Genomic DNA, 2,571 nt, shown 5'->3' with positions numbered 1-2,571 from the left:
AAATGGATCGCGACCGGCGCGGCCGGCGATGCATCGCCCGCGACCGGCACGACCGAACCGAGCGCGCATGCGGCCGGCACGCCGCCCGTCAGCGCGCGGCGGCACGCATCGAACGCGTGCTGGCGGCCGATATTGAACTGACGATAGCGCTCGATCCCGAACTGCACCGCATTGATCGCCGGCACGGTATTCCAGATGCGCAGCGGATGCGGCATGCCGAGCGAATCGAGCACGTCGAACAGGGCGCGGTACGCGTCGCGCGTCGCGCGTTCGAGCGGTGTGCCGCTGTCGTGCGCTTCGGGTGATTCATGCGTGTCGCTTGTCTCGTGCACGACGATGCTGCCGAACACGAGGCCTGCCGTTTCGCTGTAGCGATAGTGCAGCGCGCCGCGCCGTTCGCTGCGCAGGTCGTGCGCATGGCATTGCCAGATTTCGCAGACGGCGTCGTCCGGCGCGATGCCAGCGCCGAGCAGCGTCATCGGCACGGGCGCGACCGGCAGGTCGGGCACGGCATCGGCCAGCATCCGTGCCGCCGCGTCCGCGTGCGATTCGACCTGCAGGCCGGCCGCGCCGATGCACACCGCACCCAATGCCCCCGGAAACGCGCGCTCGAATCCATCGCCGCGACCATGCGCATCGTCCAGCAACGCAGCGAGCCGCGCATGGCTCATCCGGACGAGCCGCAGTGCGCGGTCGTCGCCGCGCGCGAGCGGTTCGCCCGATCGCGATGCGGCCGGCCCGGCCGTCGTCTGTCCGTGCGCGACCGGCTCGGCAGAGGACGACAGGGAACACGGGCGCCGTTCGGCGTCGACTGGATGCACGGACACTTCGATTTCCTCACTATGCGGCGCAGGCCGCGCAACATCGCGGCCTGCGCCGCGTTGCGTTACGTCACGCCGACGCTGCGCGCTTCGTCATGCGAGCCCGCCGTTGACGGACAGCACCTGCCCCGTCACATAGGCCGCGGCGTCGGATACCAGATACGCGACCATCGCCGCGACTTCGTCGGGCCGGCCCGCGCGCTGCGCGGGCACGAGCTGCTTGATGCGTTCCGCGGGAAACGCCTGTTCGGCCATCGGCGATTCGATGATGCCGGGCGCAACCGCGTTCACGGTGATGCCGCGCGACGCGAGCTCCAGCGACAGCGACTTCGTCGCGCCGATCAGCCCCGCCTTCGCGGCCGCGTAGTTGACCTGCCCGCGATTGCCGGTCACGCCGGCCACCGACGCGATGTTGACGATCCGTCCGCGCCGCGTGCGAATCATCGGCAACAGCAGCGGCTGCGTGACGTTGAAGAAGCCGTTGAGCGTCACGTCGATCACGCTGTGCCACTGTTGTCGCGACATGCCGGCCATCGGCGCATCGTCGTGAATGCCCGCGTTGTTGACGAGGATCTGCACCGGCGCATCGTCGATGAACGGCTTCAGCGCGGCGAGCGTCGCGTCGGCGTCGGTCACGTCGAACGCGATCGCGTGCGCGGTGCCGCCGGCCTCGACGATCTGCTGCGCGACCGCCTCCGCCTGCGCGAGATGGCGGTTCGCATGCACCCACACTTCATGGCCGGCCTGCGCGAGCGCCGTGCAGATCGCCTGCCCGAGTGCGCCGCTGCCGCCCGTCACGAGCGCCCGCATCGAATTGCTCCGTTCATCGCGTTTCACCTCGGTCGACGCGGCCGCGAATCGTCTGCCGATCGCGGCCGCCTGCCGTCATCATCTGCGCGCCGCTCCCGTGCGCGACGTCGTCACTTCGTGCGGTGCGCGGCGACGTACGCAGCCAGGGCACCGAGCGTCGCAAAGATCTTCTGGTTGTCCGGATTGTCCGAACGCAGCTCGAAGCCGTATTTCTTCGAGATCAGCAGGGCGATTTCCAGGATGTCGATGGAGTCGAGCCCGAAACCCTCGCCGTACAGCGGGGTCTCGGCCGTCACTGTTTCGAGCGGGACGTCTTCGAGATTCAGTTCGCCGATGATCAGCGTGGCAAGCTCTTGTTCCAGTGCGTTCATCATGCGTGCGGGCAGGCGGTCCGTGGCAGCGGAAGGCGCCCGGAAACGGCAATCGCCATGCACGCCCGGCGCGTGCGAATCTCCGTCCCTTCGGCGTCTGCCGGCGTCCCCGCCTGCGTTATTTGGGGATCGTTTGTAAAAGTTACGCGGATTCTAGACGAACGGGTATCGGGCCGTATACCGCCAATGGTTACAGACTGGCGAGCCGGCGCCGCGGCCCGTTTCGGGACCCGAATGCACGAGACGCTTGAGCCGCTTTGGATGGAAATGGACCGACCCCGAGAAACCGTTCGTCCTGCTCCATACAATCGGTTACAAAACCCGTTCGCGCCCGCCCCGAACACGCGGTGCCGCGGCCCTAAAATGAGCGTGCCCGACCACCGGCCCGGACCCGCGTCCCGGCCGCCATTCATATGATGTTTGCCGGCCCGACCACCGCGTCCGGCCACGATCCGCCCGATGTCGCCAGTCATGCCGCGCCCGTCCTTCCGCTCCGTTCCGGTTCGCCCGTCCGTCCGCTGCCGCCCGGCCGCCGGTCGCGAGTTCGCGCGCCGTGGGTGCGGAGGCCA

At 68.5% G+C, this 2,571-nt stretch carries 2 protein-coding genes and 1 pseudogene; all 3 read right to left on the bottom strand.

Annotated features, from left to right (window positions below; genetic code table 11):
• A pseudogene (locus G3N93_RS37755) lies at positions 1 to 827 on the bottom strand (endoribonuclease L-PSP); the annotation flags it as partial.
• Positions 828 to 914: 87 nt separating this feature from the next.
• Entirely contained in the window at positions 915 to 1,631 is a 717-nt protein-coding gene (fabG, locus tag G3N93_RS37750) for a 3-oxoacyl-ACP reductase FabG (RefSeq protein ID WP_174940169.1), read from the bottom strand.
• A 110-nt stretch (positions 1,632 to 1,741) separates the two neighbouring features.
• On the bottom strand, positions 1,742 to 2,002 hold the full coding sequence (locus G3N93_RS37745; protein WP_043187455.1) for a phosphopantetheine-binding protein: 261 nt from the start codon (positions 2,000 to 2,002) through the stop codon (positions 1,742 to 1,744).
• Positions 2,003 to 2,571 lie beyond the last annotated feature (569 nt).

This window comes from Burkholderia sp. Se-20378 (assembly GCF_017104665.1).
Taxonomy (GTDB): Bacteria; Pseudomonadota; Gammaproteobacteria; order Burkholderiales; family Burkholderiaceae; genus Burkholderia; species Burkholderia lata.
The sequence above is the reverse complement of the archived record's forward strand: the minus strand, read 5'-3'. Positions and strand labels throughout refer to the sequence as shown.

Bases quoted from the DNA above. Each gene is read 5' to 3' on its own strand.
- G3N93_RS37745 (WP_043187455.1), bottom strand. From the start codon at position 2,002: ATGAACGCACTGGAACAAGAGCTTGCCACGCTGATCATCGGCGAACTG.
- fabG (WP_174940169.1), bottom strand. From the start codon at position 1,631: ATGCGGGCGCTCGTGACGGGCGGCAGCGGCGCACTCGGGCAGGCGATC.